The 767-nt window shown below is 70.4% G+C and carries 2 protein-coding genes; both read right to left on the reverse strand.

The features are described from left to right. The coding region (locus CCE02nite_RS20630; RefSeq protein ID WP_170227401.1) for a hypothetical protein at nt 1–206 on the reverse strand (206 nt) is incomplete at its 3' end. A 103-nt stretch (nt 207–309) separates the two neighbouring features. Further along, nucleotides 310–767, reverse strand: a 458-nt coding sequence (locus CCE02nite_RS20635; RefSeq protein WP_170227402.1) for a hypothetical protein, incomplete at its 5' end; no start/stop codon positions are given.

Below are 767 nucleotides of genomic sequence, written 5' to 3' on the forward strand. Positions count from 1 at the left end.
TCGATGGTGTCGACGGTGAAGAGGGGGTCGTCCTGCCAGTGGTCGGTCCAGGTGTCGGGTGCGGCGGACGTGGCGGTGGCGGTGGTGGTGAGCAGGGTGGCGGCGAGGGCGGTGGTCGCGAGAAGGCGTGTCCGTCGGCGGGGTGTGCGGTCTGGTGCAGGGCTGGGTGTCGGGTCGGTGGTGTCGTGGTGGTGGGGTGTGGTCATGGTGTGTCTCCGTCGCCGTCGGGTATGCGCTGTCCCACGGGATGCCGCGTGCGCGTGGTGTTGACGCTGTGCTGGGGTGTCTGGGTCGGCGTGGTGTCGGTGGTCACCGCTGCTCGTGTCGCTGCCGAGCGGCTCGTGGCCTGAGTCGTGTCGTGGTGAGGGCGACGAGCGTCAGGCAGGCGACGGCGCCGGTGGCGGCGAGTGCTGGGGTGGGGGCGAGGGGGACGTTCTGCAGGCCGATGTGCAGGTGGGTGCCGGTGATGTTGTAGCCCTGGTCGGGTACGGAGGAGTACCAGTACTGGCGTGCTCCCCAGGTGTGGTCGCCCGGTGGGACGCCGGTGATGGTCAGGCGCCAGGTGAGGGCTTCGTGGGGGACGGGGCCGGGTGCGGGGCGGGGGTCGGGGTGGGGTTCGGTGGCGAGGAGGGTGCCGTCGGTGTCTTTGATCTCGACGAAGGTTCCCAGGTCGCGGGTTCCGGTGAGGGTGATGGTGTAGGTGCCGTGGTCGTCGGGGGTGATGGTCTCGACCTGGGCGGTGAACGGCGCGTTCCGCTCGTCGTAGA

This window comes from Cellulosimicrobium cellulans (assembly GCF_006539945.1).
GTDB lineage: Bacteria > Actinomycetota > Actinomycetes > Actinomycetales > Cellulomonadaceae > Cellulosimicrobium > Cellulosimicrobium cellulans.